Origin of the sequence: Micromonospora sp. DT178 (assembly GCF_049841695.1) — a bacterium.
Taxonomy (GTDB): domain Bacteria; phylum Actinomycetota; class Actinomycetes; order Mycobacteriales; family Micromonosporaceae; genus Micromonospora.
This window is the reverse complement of record NZ_JBNCKV010000019.1, coordinates 45,280-60,319: the sequence shown is the minus strand read 5'-3', so window position 1 is coordinate 60,319 and position 15,040 is coordinate 45,280. Positions and strand designations below refer to the sequence as shown.

The 15,040-nt window shown below is 75.0% G+C and carries 13 protein-coding genes; 11 read left to right on the top strand and 2 right to left on the bottom strand.

All coding sequences use genetic code 11. The annotated features are described in order from the left end of the window. Nucleotides 1–25: 25 nt before the first annotated feature. The 10 genes from ACLQ22_RS27235 (at nt 26) to ACLQ22_RS27190 (ending at nt 11,288) form a co-directional block, all read left to right on the top strand. The gene (locus ACLQ22_RS27235; protein ID WP_425694812.1) at nt 26–559 is read left to right on the top strand and encodes a guanylate kinase; all 534 of its coding nucleotides are present in this window, start codon (nt 26–28) and stop codon (nt 557–559) included. Nucleotides 560–603: 44 nt separating this feature from the next. Next, nucleotides 604–867 (top strand): DNA-directed RNA polymerase subunit omega, encoded by a 264-nt coding sequence (rpoZ, locus tag ACLQ22_RS27230; RefSeq protein ID WP_007075826.1) that lies wholly within the window; start codon nt 604–606, stop codon nt 865–867. Nucleotides 868–881: 14 nt separating this feature from the next. Further along, a complete protein-coding gene (gene coaBC / locus ACLQ22_RS27225; RefSeq protein WP_425694811.1) occupies nt 882–2,090 on the top strand; it encodes a bifunctional phosphopantothenoylcysteine decarboxylase/phosphopantothenate--cysteine ligase CoaBC in 1,209 nt (402 codons plus the stop codon). Nucleotides 2,091–2,178: 88 nt separating this feature from the next. Then, nucleotides 2,179–3,372 (top strand): methionine adenosyltransferase, encoded by a 1,194-nt coding sequence (metK, locus tag ACLQ22_RS27220; RefSeq protein ID WP_121395227.1) that lies wholly within the window; start codon nt 2,179–2,181, stop codon nt 3,370–3,372. A 71-nt stretch (nt 3,373–3,443) separates the two neighbouring features. Further along, nucleotides 3,444–5,498: a primosome assembly protein PriA gene (locus ACLQ22_RS27215; RefSeq protein WP_425694864.1), complete on the top strand. Its 2,055-nt coding sequence runs from the start codon at nt 3,444–3,446 to the stop codon at nt 5,496–5,498. Nucleotides 5,499–5,755: 257 nt separating this feature from the next. Beyond that, nucleotides 5,756–6,739, top strand: a complete 984-nt coding sequence (locus ACLQ22_RS27210; RefSeq protein ID WP_425694810.1) for an AAA family ATPase — start codon at nt 5,756–5,758, stop codon at nt 6,737–6,739. A gap of 145 nt (nt 6,740–6,884) precedes the next feature. Continuing rightward, nucleotides 6,885–8,156 (top strand): cytochrome P450, encoded by a 1,272-nt coding sequence (locus ACLQ22_RS27205; RefSeq protein ID WP_425694809.1) that lies wholly within the window; start codon nt 6,885–6,887, stop codon nt 8,154–8,156. 42 nt (nt 8,157–8,198) lie between these two features. Beyond that, nucleotides 8,199–8,759 (top strand): peptide deformylase, encoded by a 561-nt coding sequence (gene def, locus ACLQ22_RS27200; RefSeq protein ID WP_121395221.1) that lies wholly within the window; start codon nt 8,199–8,201, stop codon nt 8,757–8,759. A gap of 4 nt (nt 8,760–8,763) precedes the next feature. Continuing rightward, a complete protein-coding gene (gene fmt / locus ACLQ22_RS27195) occupies nt 8,764–9,690 on the top strand; it encodes a methionyl-tRNA formyltransferase (RefSeq protein WP_121395219.1) in 927 nt (308 codons plus the stop codon). After that, nucleotides 9,687–11,288: an RsmB/NOP family class I SAM-dependent RNA methyltransferase gene (locus ACLQ22_RS27190; protein ID WP_425694808.1), complete on the top strand. Its 1,602-nt coding sequence runs from the start codon at nt 9,687–9,689 to the stop codon at nt 11,286–11,288. Before fmt ends, ACLQ22_RS27190 begins: the two co-directional genes overlap by 4 nt. Before the next feature lie 141 nt (nt 11,289–11,429). Here ACLQ22_RS27190 and ACLQ22_RS27185 read toward each other — a convergent pair whose 3' ends face one another. Continuing rightward, entirely contained in the window at nt 11,430–12,152 is a 723-nt protein-coding gene (locus ACLQ22_RS27185; protein ID WP_425694807.1) for a VOC family protein, read from the bottom strand. A 172-nt stretch (nt 12,153–12,324) separates the two neighbouring features. On the opposite strand from ACLQ22_RS27185, the gene ACLQ22_RS27180 reads away from it, so the two are divergent. Further along, entirely contained in the window at nt 12,325–14,067 is a 1,743-nt protein-coding gene (locus ACLQ22_RS27180; RefSeq protein WP_425694806.1) for a M28 family peptidase, read from the top strand. Between the two features lie 46 nt (nt 14,068–14,113). Here ACLQ22_RS27180 and ACLQ22_RS27175 read toward each other — a convergent pair whose 3' ends face one another. Next, nucleotides 14,114–15,004 (bottom strand): septum formation family protein, encoded by an 891-nt coding sequence (locus ACLQ22_RS27175; protein WP_425694805.1) that lies wholly within the window; start codon nt 15,002–15,004, stop codon nt 14,114–14,116. Nucleotides 15,005–15,040 lie beyond the last annotated feature (36 nt).

Genomic DNA, 15,040 nt, shown 5'->3' with positions numbered 1-15,040 from the left:
GCCTGGCTGCGTGTAGAAACAAGCAGTGAGCACGGATGACGAGGCGCGCCCGGCGGCTCGGCTCACTGTCCTGACGGGGCCTTCGGGCTCCGGCACGGAGAGTGTCGTCGAGCGCGTCCGGGCGCGTTCTCCGTCCGTGTGGGTTCCGGTGCCGGCCACCACGCGATCCCGCCGGGAGAGCGAGCTGGACGGCGTCGACCGGCTCTTCCTGACCCCCGCCGAGTTCGACCGGATGGTCGCCGCCGGGGAGCTGCTGGAGTGGAGCCGGGCCGGGCCCCACCGGCGCGGCACCCCCCTCGAACCGTTGCGCTCCCGGCTCGCCGCCGGTCAGCCGGTGCTGATCGGCCTCGACCTGGCCGGCGCGCTGCTGGTCCGGGCGGTGCTGCCCGACGCCCGGCTGGTGCTGCTGCACCCGCCGGGGAACCTCCCCCCGCAGGCCACACCGGCCGCGTTCGAACACACCCTCGCGCACGACCTCACCGGGCGGGTCGTCGACGAGCTGGTAGGCTTGTCCGGTTCTTCTTTCCTGGCTCCGGCGCCACCGCACACGCGCGGTTGACCGCCAGCACCGCCACGCGGTGCGATAGACGCAGAGGTTAATTCGTGGGATCCATCGCAAACCCCGAAGGCATCACCAACCCGCCGATCGACGAGCTCCTCGAGAAGACGACCTCGAAGTACGCGCTGGTGATCTTCGCCGCCAAGCGCGCGCGCCAGGTCAACGCCTACTACAGCCAGCTCGGTGAGGGTCTGCTGGAATACGTCGGCCCGCTGGTCGAGACCACGCCGCAGGAGAAGCCCCTCTCCATCGCCATGCGCGAGATCAACGCGGGCCTGCTCACCGCCGAGCCGACCGACCAGCCGTAATCCGCCCCGCGTCGATGTCCCCCCGGATCGTCCTCGGGGTCGGCGGTGGCATCGCCGCCTACAAGGCGTGCGAGCTGCTGCGGCTCTTCACCGAGTCGGGCCACCAGGTCCGGGTCGTGCCGACCGCGTCGGCGTTGCGCTTCGTCGGGGCCCCGACCTGGGCCGCGCTCTCCGGCCAGCCCGTCGCCGACGACGTCTGGTCGGACGTGCACGAGGTGCCGCACGTCCGGCTCGGTCAGCAGGCCGACCTGGTGGTGGTCGCGCCGGCCACCGCCGACCTGCTGGCCAAGGCCGCCCACGGCCTCGCCGACGACCTGCTCACCAACACGCTGCTGACTGCCCGCTGCCCGGTGGTGCTGGCGCCGGCCATGCACACCGAGATGTGGGAGCACCCGGCCACCGTCGCCAACGTCGCGACGTTGCGCTCCCGGGGCGTGCGCGTCGTCGAGCCCGCCGTCGGCCGGCTCACCGGCGCCGACACCGGCAAGGGCCGGCTGCCCGACCCGGCGGAGATCTTCGCCGTCGCCCGCCGGGCCCTCGCCCGGGGCGTCGGGGCGCCCGCCGACCTGACCGGGCGGCACGTGGTGGTGACCGCCGGCGGCACCCGTGAGCCCCTCGACCCGGTCCGCTTCCTGGGCAACCGCTCCTCGGGCAAGCAGGGCTACGCCTTCGCCCGCTGCGCGGTGGCCCGGGGCGCCCGCGTCACGCTGATCTCGGCCAACGTCTCGCTGCCCGACCCCGCCGGCGTCGACCTGGTCCGGGTCGGCACCACGGGCGAGTTGCGCGACGCCACGCTGGCGGCGGCGGCCGACGCCGACGCGGTGGTGATGGCGGCGGCTCCGGCCGATTTCCGTCCCGCGACCTACGCGCCTGGCAAAATCAAGAAGTCGGACGACGTCAGCGCGCCCACCATCGAGCTCGTCACCAACCCGGACATCGCTGCCGAGCTGGGCCGGCGTCGTCGCCCGGAGCAGGTGCTGGTGGTGTTCGCCGCGGAGACGGGCGACGCCGAGGCCAACGGCCGGGCCAAGCTCGCCCGCAAGCGGGCCGACCTCGTCGTGATCAACGAGGTCGGGCACGACAAGGTCTTCGGCGCCGAGACCAACGCGGCGACCGTCATCGGCGCGGACGGTTCGGTCAGCCGAATGCCCGAACGGTCCAAGGAGGATCTCGCCGACGGCGTCTGGGATCTCGTGGTGGCCCGGTTGCCCGGCCGTTCCTGACGGCTGGAACCGGGCACGACCGAAGGGGCCAGGCTCTGACGCGGATGATTAAACTGCCGCGGAACGACTTCCACAATTTAGGAGTGCCGTGACACGCCGCCTCTTCACTTCCGAATCGGTCACGGAAGGCCACCCGGACAAGATCGCCGACCAGATCAGCGACGGCATCCTCGACGCCCTGCTCACCGAGGACCCGCGCAGTCGCGTCGCGGTGGAGACCCTGATCACCACCGGTCAGGTGCACATCGCGGGCGAGGTGACCACCAAGGCGTACGCCGACATCCCCACGATCGTCCGCCGGACCATCCTCGACATCGGCTACGACTCGTCGAAGAAGGGCTTCGACGGCGCCTCCTGCGGCGTCAGCGTCTCCATCGGCGCGCAGTCGGAGGACATCGCGCAGGGCGTCGACAACGCTTTCGAGCTGCGTACCGGGGCGTCGGAGAGCGCGCTGGACGCGCAGGGCGCCGGCGACCAGGGCATGATGTTCGGCTTCGCCTGCTCCGAGACGCCGGAGCTGATGCCGCTGCCGATCGCCCTGGCGCACCGGCTGGCCCGGCGGCTCTCCCAGGTCCGCAAGGACGGCACGATCCCGTACCTGCGCCCCGACGGCAAGACCCAGGTCACGATCGAGTACGAGGGGCTGCGCCCCGTCCGGCTCAACACGGTGGTCGTCTCCAGCCAGCACGCCGCGGACATCTCGCTGGACTCGCTGCTCACCCCCGACGTGCGCGAGCACGTCATCGCCCCGGAGCTGGAGAGCCTCGGGCTGGACACCGAGGGCTACCGGCTGCTGGTGAACCCGACCGGCCGGTTCGAGATCGGCGGGCCGATGGGCGACGCCGGCCTCACCGGTCGCAAGATCATCGTCGACACCTACGGCGGCTACGCCCGGCACGGCGGCGGCGCGTTCTCCGGCAAGGACCCGTCGAAGGTGGACCGCTCGGCGGCGTACGCGACGCGCTGGGTGGCCAAGAACGTGGTCGCCGCCGGCCTGGCCGAGCGGTGCGAGGTGCAGGTCGCGTACGCGATCGGCAAGGCCCACCCGGTCAGCCTCTTCGTCGAGACGTTCGGCACCGAGACCGTGCCGGTCGCCTCGATCGAGAAGGCCGTCTCCGAGGTCTTCGATCTGCGCCCGGCCGCCATCATCCGGGACCTCAACCTGCTCCGCCCGATCTACCAGCAGACCGCCGCCTACGGCCACTTCGGCCGGGAGCTGCCGGACCTGACCTGGGAGAGCACCGACCGGGCCGCCGACCTCAAGTCGGCCGCGGGAGCCTGACCGGCACCAGGCGCAGCGACCGGCGACCCGCGGACGGGTCGCCGGTCGCTCGTGTCTGCGTCGACGTCCCCCTGGCCCACCTGGACCGCCCGTTCGACTACCTCGTCCCGGCCGAGCTGGACGCCGACGCCGTCCCCGGCGTTCGCGTGAAGGTCCGCTTCGCGGGGCAGCTCGTCGACGGCTGGTTGCTGGAGCGGGCCGACGACTCCGGGCACACCGGCCGGCTGGCGTACCTGGAGAAGGTCGTCTCGCCCGAGCCGGTGCTCGCGCCGGAGGTCGCCCGGCTGGCCCGGGCGGTCGCGGACCGCTACGCCGGCAGCCTCGCCGACGTGCTCCGCCTCGCCGTTCCGCCCCGGCACGCCCGGGTGGAGAAGGACGTCCGCGCCCGCGCCGCCGCCCCCGACGTGGACCCCGCCGTCCCCGGCGCGGGTCCCGCCGTCCCCGGCGCGGACTCCGGCGTTCCCGGCGTGGACTCTGCCGTCCCCGGCGTGGACTCCGGCGTTCCCGGCGTGGACTCTGCCGTTCCCGGCGCGGGTCCCGCCGTTCCCGGCGCGGGTCCCGCCGTCCCCGACGTGGGTCCCGACCCGTGGCGGGACTATCCGGCCGGGCCGGCCCTGCTGCGGGCGCTCGCCGACGGGCGGGCCCCCCGGGCGGTCTGGTCGGCGCTGCCGGGGGAGGACTGGCCCGCCCGGTACGCCGAGGCCGTCGCCGCCACCGTGGCCGGCGGCCGGGGCGCGGTGGTGGTCGTCGCCGACAACCGCGACCTGGACCGTCTCGACGCCGCCCTGCACGCCGCCCTGGGCCCGGGGCGGCACGTCTGCCTCTCCGCCGCGCTCGGTCCCGCCCGGCGCTACCGGGCGTTCCTCGCCGCCCGGCGCGGCGACGCGGCGGTGGTGGTCGGCACCAGGGCCGCGATGTTCGCCCCGGTCGCCCGGCTCGGGCTGGTGGCGATCTGGGACGACGGCGACGACCTGCACGCCGAGCCCCGGGCTCCCTATCCGCACGCCCGCGAGGTGCTGCTCACCCGCGCCCAGCTCGGCGACGCCGCAGCGCTGGTGGGCGGGTACACCCGCACCGCCGAGGCGCAGCTGCTGGTGGAGACCGGGTGGGCCCGCGAGGTGGTGGCCGACCGGGCGACCGTCCGGGCCCGGATGCCGGCGATCGCGCCCACCGGCGACGACCCGCAGCTGGCCCGGGACCCCGGGGCGGCCACCGCCCGGCTGCCCAGCCTGGCCTGGACCACCGCCCGGGAATCGCTGCGGGCGGACCTGCCGGTGCTGGTCCAGGTGCCCCGCCGCGGCTACCTGCCCTCGGTGGCCTGCGCCGAGTGCCGCACCCCGGCCCGGTGCCCGCACTGCGCCGGCCCGCTCGCGCTGCCCTCCGCCGAGGGCACCCCGGCCTGCCGCTGGTGCGGGCGGGTCGCCGCCGCGTACGCCTGCCCGGAGTGCGGCGGGCGGCGGCTGCGCGCCTCCGTCACCGGCGCCCGGCGCACCGCCGAGGAGCTGGGCCGGGCCTTCCCCGGCGTGCCGGTGCGCACCTCCGGGCGGGAGGAGGTGCTGGCCGCGGTCCCGGGTGGCGCCGGCCTGGTCATCGCCACGCCCGGCGCCGAGCCGGTCGCCGAGGGCGGCTTCGGGGCGGTGCTGCTGCTCGACTCGTGGGCCCTGCTCACCCGGGCCGACCTGCGGGCGGGGGAGGAGGCGCTGCGCCGCTGGCTGGCGGCCGCCGCGCTGGCCCGTCCCGCCTCCGCCGGTGGCCGGGTGGTGGTGGTCGCCGACGGGGCCCTCGCCCCCGTGCAGGCGCTGCTGCGCTGGGACGCCGGCTGGTTCGCCGCCCGCGAGCTGGCCGAACGGCGGGAACTGGGCTTCCCGCCGGCGGTACGGATGGCCAGCGTCACCGGCCTGCCGGCCGCGGTGGCCGACCTGCTGGCCGAGGCCCGGCTGCCGGCGGAGGCCGAGCTGCTCGGGCCGGTGCCGGCCGACGGGGAACGGGAGCGGATGCTGGTCCGGGTCCCCCGGGCCCGGGCCGGCGCGCTGGCCGACGCGCTGCACTCGGCGGCGGGGGTGCGTACCGCCCGCAAGGCCGCCGAGCCGGTCCGCCTCCAGGTCGACCCGCTGGCCCTCTTCTGACCGGCGGTCCGGCCGGTCCCGCGCCGCTCCCGCCGCCCGACCTGGCCCCTCGTCGCACGCCGTGTCCGGCGGTGTGTCGACACGCGGGTGATAGCATCGCCCGTCATGCCCGGGCGTACGACGGCTCCAGGTCGCGGCGCGGCGCCGGACGCGCCGAGCCGGGGTCGTCGCAGGATCGCGCGACGATGGCGGGAGCGCGTCGGTTTCGGCGCGGTGTCGATGATTCCAAACAGCCGGTGATCAGGGGTGGACCAGTCGTGACCGTTCGTCAGTCGATCGTCTTCAATGGTGACCTCGGTAGCGGCAAGAGCACCGTCTCCGTGGTCATCGCCGAGCGGCTCGGCCTGCGCCGGGTCAGCGTCGGCGACCTCTACCGCCAGATGGCGCAGGAGCGGCAGATGACGGCGCTCCAGCTCAACCTGCACGCGGAGCTGGACCAGGCCGTCGACGGCTACGTCGACCAGCTCCAGCGGGACATCGCGGCCTCGGGCGAGCGGCTCGTCATGGACTCCCGGCTGGCCTGGCACTTCTTCACGGACGCGCTCAAGGTGCACATGATCACCGAGCCGGGCGAGGCGGCCCGACGGGTGCTCGCCCGCCCCTCCGGCCCGGCCGAGAGCTACGCCTCCATGGCGGAGGCCAAGGCCAAGCTGCGCGAGCGCAGCGAGAGCGAGCGGGGCCGGTTCATCGTCCGTTACGGGGTGGACAAGGCCCGGTTGCGCAACTACGACCTGATCTGCGACACCACCCGCGCCTCGGCCTCCGAGGTCATCGAGCACATCATCGACGCGTACGAGGGCCGGCTGTGCGCGGACGTGCTGCGCGACGCGCCGCCGCTGCTGCTGCTCGACCCGGCCCGCGTCTACCCGACCGAGGACATCGCCCACCTGCGCGACCTGTGGGACTCGGAGTTCGTCGGCGAGGTGGCCGCCGCCGGCGACGAGGCACTGGAGCCCCTGCGGATCGGCTACACCGGCGAGTACTTCTTCGTCGTCGACGGGCACCGCCGCCTCAGCGCGGCCCTGCAGAACGGCTTCCGCCTGGTGCCGGCCCAGCTCGTCGCCGAGGTGGACGAGCCGGTGGTCGGCGGGATGAGCGCGGTCGACTACTTCGCCGCCCAGGTCCGGCCCGGCCTGATCCACGACTGGGAGGCCGCCCACAAGATCGAGCTGCCGCTGCCCGAGCACGCCCTGCTCGGCGGCGACGCGGTCCTGGCCGGGGAGCCGGGCACCGGCGTCTGAGCCGAGCGCGCCCCCGTGCCGCCCGGGCGCGGGAGCGCCGCCGCCGGTCCCCGGTGGGCCGGTACGCCACCCGCCCCGGCGGGGCAGCCGGATGTCGCCGTCCGGGGCATGATGAGGTCTCCCGGCCACGGACGGGAGGCTGACCATGGACGCCGCCGACGCCGTCGCGCTGCTCATGTCGCCGGGAGGGCGGATCGACCCCTACCCGACGTACGAGCGGCTGCGCGCCCTCGGGCCGGTGGTGCAGGCCGGTCCGGCGATGTACGCGGTCACCGGCTACGCCGAGGCCGACGAGCTGCTGCGTGACCCCCGGATCGGGGTGCTCGACGACGCGCTGCGCGACCGGTTCATGCCGGGCTGGCGGGGCAGCCCCGCCATCGCGTCGATCTCCCGGTCGATGCTGCGCACCAACCCGCCCGACCACAGCCGGATGCGCCGGCTGGCGGCGGGCGCCTTCACCCCCCGCCGGATCGCCGCTATGCGGGACGTGGTGGCGGCCCAGGCCGAGGAGCTGGCCGACGCCATGGCGGAGCGGGGCGCCGGCGGCGAGCCCGTCGACTTCCTGGCGGAGTTCGCGTACCCGCTGCCGGTCGGGGTGATCTGCGCGTTGCTCGGCGTGCCGGCGGCGGACCGGCCGCTGTTCCGGCGCTGGGCGGCCGACCTGACCGGGGTGCTGGAGCCGGTGATCACGCCGGACGAGCTGGCCGTGGCCGACCGGGGCGCGATCGAGCTGCGCGACTACTTCGCCGAGCTGGTCGCGGCCCGCCGGCGTACGCCGGCCGACGACCTGACCACCGCGCTGGTGCAGGTGCACGACGCCGACGGCGAGCGGCTCTCCGGCGACGAGCTGCTGGCCAACCTGGTGGTGCTGCTGGTCGCCGGCTTCGAGACGACCACCAACCTGCTCGGCAACGGCCTGGCCGTGCTGCTGGCGCACCCGCGCGCGGCCGACGCGTTGCGCGGGCATCCGCAGCTCGCCCCGGCGTACGTCGAGGAACTGCTCCGCTACGACCCGCCGGTGCAGCTCACCACCCGGCTGAGCAGTGCGGCGGTCACCGTGGGCGGCGTCGAGGTGCCCGCCGACGGCTGGGTCCTGCTGCTGCTCGCCGCGGCCAACCGGGATCCCCGGCGCTACCCCGAGCCGGAACGCTTCGACCCGTGGCGGGCCCAGAGCCATCCGCTGTCCTTCGGCGCCGGTCCGCACTACTGCCTCGGGGCCGGCCTGGCCCGGCTGGAGGCGCAGGTCGCCTTCCCGCTGCTGCTGCGCCGACTGCCCGGGCTCGCCCTGGCCGCCCCGCCGCGGCACCGGTCCCGGCTGGTCCTGCGCGGCTACGAGAGCCTCCCCGTGACCATCGACACGCAACGGTCCGCGCCGCTTCGCGGCACGCCGGCCGGGGCGGCCGACGGCACTCCGTAGACTGGTACGGCACCAGTCCGCCCGCCGAAGGAGCCATGCCGAGTGACCGTCCAGCCCATCCGTCTGTTCGGGGATCCGGTGCTGCGCACGCCGGCCGATCCGGTGGTCGACTTCGACGTCGAGCTGCGCAAGCTCGTCGCCGACCTGACCGACACGATGCGTGAGCAGAACGGCGCCGGCCTCGCCGCGCCGCAGCTCGGTGTGGGCCTGCGGGTGTTCACCTTCGACGTCGACGACGTGGTCGGCCACCTGGTCAACCCGGTGCTGGAGTTCCCCGACGCCGAGGAGCAGGATGGTCCCGAGGGCTGCCTGTCCATCCCCGGCCTCTACTTCGACACCAAGCGCCGGCAGAACGTGATCGCCAAGGGCTTCAACGGCTACGGCGACCCGATGCAGATCGTCGGCACCGGTCTGATGGCGCGCTGCGTGCAGCACGAGACCGACCACCTCGACGGGGTGCTCTTCGTGGACCGGCTGGACCCGGCCGGGCGCAAGGAGGCGATGAAGGCGATCCGCCAGGCGGAGTGGTACGACCCGGCCACCCCGCCGACGGTCAAGCTCAACCCGCACGCCTCCGGCAGCCCCTTCGGCCTGGGTCGGTGAGCCGGTGCGCGTGATCTTCGCCGGTACGCCGGCCGTCGCCGTTCCCGCCCTGGCCGCCGTGGCGGCCTCCCGTCACGAACTCCTCGCCGTGGTCACCCGGCCGGACGCCCCCGCGGGGCGCGGTCGCGGGCTGGTCCGCTCCCCGGTGGGGGCGTGGGCCGACGAGCACGGGATCGAGGTGCTCACCCCCGCCCGGCCGCGTGAGCCGGAGTTCCAGGACCGGCTGCGTGAGCTGGCCCCCGACTGCGTCCCCGTGGTCGCGTACGGCGCGCTGGTGCCGCCGGCCGCCCTGGAGATCCCCCGCCACGGCTGGATCAACCTGCACTTCTCGCTGCTGCCGGCCTGGCGTGGGGCCGCGCCGGTGCAGCACGCCGTGCTGCACGGCGACGAGCTGACCGGGGCGAGCGTGTTCCAACTGGAGGAGGGGCTGGACACCGGTCCGGTCTACGGCACGCTGACCGACGAGATCCGTCCGACCGACACGTCCGGCGACCTGCTGGAGCGGCTGGCCCACTCCGGTGCCGGCCTGCTGGTGGCCGTCCTCGACGCGATCGACGACGGCACGGCCCGGGCCGAGCCGCAGCCCGCCGACGGGGTGTCGCTGGCGCCGAAGCTGACCGTGGAGGACGCCCGGGTGCGCTGGTCCGACCCCGCCTTCGCGGTGGACCGGCGGATCCGCGCCTGCACCCCGGCGCCCGGCCCCTGGACGACGTTCCGGGGCGAGCGCGTCAAGCTGGGCCCGGTCACCCCGGTGCCCGACGGTCCGGAGTTGAAGCCGGGCGAGCTGCTGGTGGAGAAGTCCCGGGTGCTGGCCGGCACGGCCACCACCCCGGTGCGGCTCGGCGAGGTCCGGGCGGCGGGCAAGCGGGCGATGCCGGCGACCGACTGGGCGCGGGGCGTCCGGGTCGCCGCGGGGGAGGAAGTCGCGTGACGGGCACTTCGGAAGGGCCCTCGGGCGACCGTCTCTCCGGCGAACGGCGCGGTGAGCGCTCCGACGGCGAACGACGCGGTGAGCGCTCCGACAGCGGGCGTTTCGGCGGTGAGCGCTCCGGCGGGCGCGAGCAGCGTCCCGCGGGCGGCCAGCGCGGCGAGCGGCCGGCGCGGGGCGGTCAGTGGGGTGCCCGGGCCGGCGGTGACCGCCGCGACGGCGGCCGGCGCCCCCCGGCCCGCCCGACGGTGGACCTGCCCCGCCAGGTGGCCTACGAGGCGGTCGCGGCGGTGCACCGGGACGACGCGTACGCCAACCTGGTGCTCCCGTCACTCCTGCGCGACGCGGGGCTGGTCGGCCGCGACGCCGCCTTCGCCACCGAACTGACCTACGGCACGCTGCGCCACCTCGGCACCCTCGACGCGATCCTCAGTGACGCCGCCGGGCGGGACGTGCAGCGCATCGACCCGCCGGTGCGCGACGCGCTGCGGCTCGGGGCGTACCAGCTGCTGCACACGCGGGTGCCGGCGCACGCCGCGGTCTCCTCGACCGTCGACCTGGTCCGGGCGGTCGGCCCCGGCGCGACGGGCTTCGCCAACGCGGTGCTGCGCGAGGTCGCCGGCCGCGACGCCGACGCCTGGGTGGCCAAGTTGGCCCCGTCGGCGGAGAGCGACCCGGTCGGGCACCTGGCCCTGGCGTACAGCCATCCGCAGTGGATCGTGCGGGCCTTCGCCGAGGCGCTCGGCGGCGACCTCGGCGAGACGACCCGGCTGCTCATCGAGGACAACGAGCGCCCGCCGGTGCACCTGTGCGCCCGGCCCGGGCTGGCCGATCCGGCGGAGCTGGCCGACGAGGCCGGCGGCGCACCTGGGGCCTTCTCCCCGTACGCGGTCTATCTCTCCGGTGGCGCGCCCGGCGACCTGCCGGCGCTCGCGCAGGGGCGTGCCCACGTGCAGGACGAGGGCTCCCAGCTGGTGGCCAACGCCCTGGCGGTGGCCCCGCTCGACGGCCCGGACGGGCGCTGGCTGGACCTGTGCGCCGGCCCGGGCGGCAAGTCCGGCCTGCTCGGCGCTCTGGCTGCCCAGCGGGACGCGCGGCTGACCGCGGTCGAGGTCTCCGAGCACCGGGCCCGGCTGGTCGAACAGGCCACCCGCGGCCTGCCGGTGACCGTGCTGCACACCGACGGCCGCACCGTCGGCGCGGACCCGAAGCTGCCGGAGGCGCACTTCGACCGGGTCCTCGTCGACGCACCCTGCACGGGGCTGGGGTCGCTGCGCCGTCGCCCGGAGTCCCGCTGGCGGCGCCAGCCCTCGGACCTGCCGCCGCTGACCCGGTTGCAGCGCGAGCTGCTGGCCGCGGCGCTGCGCGCGACCCGCCCGGGTGGGCTGGTCGCCTACGTGACGTGCTCCCCGCACACCGTGGAGACGCACGTGACGGTGACCGAGGCGGCCCGCCGCTCCGGCGTGCCGGTCGACTTCGTCGACGCCCGGCCGCTGCTGCCGGCGGGCATGCCCGGCCTCGGCGACGGGCCGACGGTGCAGCTGTGGCCGCACCGGCACGGCACCGACGCGATGTTCCTCGCGATGCTCCGCCGCACCTGAGCGGGGGTTCCCACGGGCTCGTCCGGCCGCGACGCGGAGGACCACGGCCGCGACGCGGAGGACCACGGCCGCGGCACGCTCACCGGGCGTGCCGCGGCCGTGGTCCGCGTACGGTGACCGTCGGGACCTGAAGGGCACCCGTCACCCCCGGTCGAGGTCCCAGACGAAGCAGAAGGGTTTGCCGGCGGGATCGGCGTACACCCGCCAGTTGTCCCCCTCGCCGGGCAGGCGGGTGGCGCCGAGCGCGAGCGCCGCCGGCTCGGCCGCCGCCACGTCGTCGACCCGCACGTCGAGGTGGATCTGCTGCGGGTGGGCGGGGTCGGGCCAGCGCGGCGGCGAGTAGTCGGCCACCTGCTGGAACAGCACCGGTTGGGCGCCGTCCTCGCCGATCATCGCCATGCCGTCGCCCTCGTAGGTCACCGGCTTGCCGAGCAGTTCCGCGTAGAACACGCTGAGCGCCCTGGCGTCGGGGCAGTCCAGCATCACGCCCGCCAGCGTGGTGCGCGGGTCGTCGGCGTTGAGGCACAGGTCGAACGGGTGCCCGGCGGGGTCGGCCAGGGTGTGCCACCGCTCGTTGCGACGCAGCAGCGTCGCGCCCAGCTCCTGCGCCCGGGCGGTGGCCGCCGCCAGGTCGGGCACCCGCAGGTCGAGATGGGCCTGCTGGGGGCGGGCGGGATCCGGCCACCGCGGTGCCACGTGGTCCGGCGCGAGCTGGGCCGCCACCCGCCAGCCGTCGTCGGTGGTCATCGTGATCCAGTCGTCCTCGGCATGGATCTGCCGCCACCCGGCCAGCTCCTGGTAGAACCTTGCCAGGCCGGCGAGGTCACGGGTGTCCAGGGCGACGGTCCACAAGGTGCCGATCATCGGTCCTCCCCCCTCCGTCGGGCGTCGACACATGATTGCCCACCGGTACGACACCACGCCCGTCGGTCCGTCGCCGGTACGCGGGCGCGGCGGGAAGCCCCGCCCTTTCGTCTGCTTCCACGATCGCGCTCCACGGTGGCATCATCAGGCGGCCACCTATCGAGGAGCGTCCATGAAACGAAGAATCCTGACCGCCGGCCTCGCGCTCGCCGTCGTCACCGGCGGCATGGCGGCGCCGACCGCCGCGCTGGCGTCGGCGGCCCCGGCCGCCGGCGTGCTCGCGCCCGCCGCGCAGGCCCTGGCCGCGCCGGACATCGCGATCGCCGACGTCCAGGCCCACCTGACGCAGTTCCAGACCATCGCCACCCAGAACGGCGGCAACCGGCGGGCCGGCTCCGCCGGCTACACGGCCTCCGTCGCGTACGTCAAGACGAAGCTCCAGGCCGCCGGGTACACGGTGACCGAGCAGGTCTGCACCGACTGCACCTACCGGTCGAACAACCTGATCGCCGAGTGGCCGGGCGGCCCCGCCGACCAGGTCGTCATGTTCGGCGCGCACCTCGACGGCGTCTCCGCCGGCCCGGGCATCAACGACAACGCCACCGGCTCGGCCGCGCTGCTGGAGAACGCGCTGGTGCTGGCCCGGCAGAACCCGACGATGACCAAGCGGGTCCGGTTCGCCTGGTGGACCGACGAGGAGCAGGGCCTCAACGGCTCGGACTTCTACGTGCGTTCCCTCAGCGCCACCCAGCGGGGATACGTCAAGGGCTACTACAACTTCGACATGGTGGGCTCCACCAACGGCGGCTACTTCATCAACCGGATCACCTCCACCACCGCCGCCCCGCTGAAGGCGTACTGGGACTCGCTGAACATCCAGCCCGAGGAGAACGTCGAGGGCCAGGGACGCTCCGACGACTACTCGTTCCAGCAGGCCGGCATCCCGACCTCCGGGTACGCTGCCGGCGCCAGCGCCCGGAAGACCTCGGCGCAGGCCGCCAAGTGGGGCGGCACGTCCGGCTCGGCGTACGACCCGTGCTACCACCGGTCCTGCGACACCACCTCGAACGTCAGCGCCACGGTGCTCAACCGCAGCGCCGACGGGATCGCGTACGCCCTCTGGCAGCTCGCCGTGGGCACGGGGACCAACGACTTCTCGGTCGCGGTGAGCCCGACGTCGGGTTCGGTGCAGCGGGGCGCGTCCACCACGGCGACGGTCGCCACGGCCACCACCGGCGGCACCGCCCAGACGGTCAGCCTGTCGGCGACCGGCGCCCCGGCGGGCGTCACCGTTTCCTTCAGCCCGTCGTCGGTCACCTCCGGCGGCTCCGCCACCATGACGGTCAGCGCGTCGGCCTCGGCCCCGGTGGGCACGTACACCCTCACGGTCACCGGCGCGGGCTCCGGCGGCGTCTCGCGCTCGGCCAGCTACACCCTGACCGTCGGTGGGGGTGGCGGTTGCGCCGGTGGGCAGGTGATCGGCAACGGTGGGTTCGAGAGCGGGTCGTCGCCGTGGACCGCCTCGTCGGGTGTCATCACGAACGACACCCGCCAGCCGGCGCGGACGGGTTCGTACAAGGCGTGGCTGCTGGGGTACGGCTCGTCGCGGACCGAGACGCTGTCGCAGTCGGTGACGATCCCGGCGGGCTGTGCGAGCTACACGCTGTCGTTCTGGCTGCACGTCGACACGGCGGAGACGACGACGAGCACCGCGTACGACCGGTTGGTGGTGCAGGTGGGGACGGCCACCCTGGCGACGTACTCGAACCTGAACGCGGCGGCGGGCTACACGCAGCGGTCGTTCAACGTGGCCGGGTACGCGGGACAGACGGTGACGCTGAAGTTCACCGGCACGGAGGACGCCTCGTTGCAGACCAGCTTCGTCATCGACGACGTGACGCTCCAGGCCAGCTAGGCGCGGCAGGGGTCGGGGCGGCCATCCGCGGTGGCCGCCCCGGGCCTCAGGTGACCGGCAGGCCCCTCGTGCCGGCGCCCTTCACCGACCTGGTGAGGTTGCGGTCGCTGACCCACAGGAAGCACTGCACGCCCCGGTTGCCGTTGCGCCACTCCCGCTCGAACGGGTGGTAGTAGATCGAGCCGGCCCGGTACTGCAGGTCGCCGTTGTCCGGCACCCTGGCGTACTTCGCGATCAGCGTCCGGCACGCCCGGTGCACCTTCCGGGTGTCCCGGCTGAAGTCGTCGTAGCTGGTGTCGGGGGCCTGCCACACGCCGACGAACTCGGCGCGGTGCTTGCTGGTGCAGGCCACCGGCACCATCTCCCGCACCTCGTCGGCCCGCGTCTTCGGGTTGAAGCAGCGGTGGGCGAGCGGGGCGGCGCCGCTCAGCGCGCCCTTCAGGCTGCCCGTGCGGGCCTTCGCGGCGGCCTCGTCGAGGCTGGTCTGTTCGCTCAGGTCGCAGCGGAACCAGCGGGCGCCCCCGCCCCACGCCTGCGGCGACGGCAGCACCACGCTCAGCCCGAGCCGGCCGGACCGCCAGTCGCCGCCGACCAACTGGTTGACCTTCGCGTCGCACTCGGCGCGGGCGGCGCGCATGCCGGCCGAGCCGGCCGGCGGGGGCGTGACCCGGTCGGCCCCCGCCCCGGTCAGCGTGCCGACGTGCACGGTCTCCGTGCGGTGTGACGTTGCGCAGTCGACGGGGTGGTAGGCGGTGAGGTAGCCGACGTCCTGCACGCCGGCGTGGCAGACCCCCGCGGCGGGCACGAACGCCTGCGGCGCGGCGGGCGCCGGCCAGTCGTCGGTCAGGTCACGGTCGGTGCCGGCCGGGGTGCCGCAACCGGCGAGCGCCAGGGCCGCCACCGCGCCCACCGTGGCCGCCGTCCACCACCGTCGCATCCCGACCTCCCGCGGTTCGTGGGCCGCACCCGGCGG

What these genes read in the sequence shown, in the direction of transcription:
- ACLQ22_RS27175 (WP_425694805.1), bottom strand. Translation starts at nt 15,004, where the DNA reads ATGCGACGGTGGTGGACGGCGGCCACGGTGGGCGCGGTGGCGGCCCTG.
- coaBC (WP_425694811.1), top strand. Translation starts at nt 882, where the DNA reads ATGTCCCCCCGGATCGTCCTCGGGGTCGGCGGTGGCATCGCCGCCTAC.
- ACLQ22_RS27205 (WP_425694809.1), top strand. Translation starts at nt 6,885, where the DNA reads ATGGACGCCGCCGACGCCGTCGCGCTGCTCATGTCGCCGGGAGGGCGG.
- ACLQ22_RS27180 (WP_425694806.1), top strand. Translation starts at nt 12,325, where the DNA reads ATGAAACGAAGAATCCTGACCGCCGGCCTCGCGCTCGCCGTCGTCACC.
- ACLQ22_RS27185 (WP_425694807.1), bottom strand. Translation starts at nt 12,152, where the DNA reads ATGATCGGCACCTTGTGGACCGTCGCCCTGGACACCCGTGACCTCGCC.